Consider the following 255-nt stretch of genomic DNA (forward strand, 5'->3'; position numbering starts at 1 on the left):
TAGGTCGCGAAGCTCTCGACCTCGGGGGTGATGTCCTCGGCCCATGGCGCAGAGGACAGGTCCGCGAGGTACCCCGACTTCCCCCATGTCGCGAGAAGGTTGCTGTCCAGCATGATCACGTCGGCGGCGGTACCGGCCAGCAGCTCAGGCTGCACACGCTGCGAATAGGCCTCGTTCGCGGGAATCGCCTCGAACTCGAGTTTGATGTCGGGGTTCGCCTTCTCGAAAGCCGCATTGATCTCGGCGACGTTCGCC

The 255-nt window shown here is 63.9% G+C and carries 1 protein-coding gene; it reads right to left on the minus strand.

The features are described 5' to 3' along the window. Positions 1-255 (minus strand): extracellular solute-binding protein (locus tag SB773_RS33165; protein WP_410594688.1); only part of this gene is annotated, 255 nt, incomplete at both ends.

The sequence above is a fragment of the Bacillus sp. SIMBA_074 genome (genome assembly GCF_046534555.1).
Taxonomy (GTDB): Bacteria; Bacillota; Bacilli; order Bacillales; family Bacillaceae_G; genus Bacillus_A; species Bacillus_A mycoides.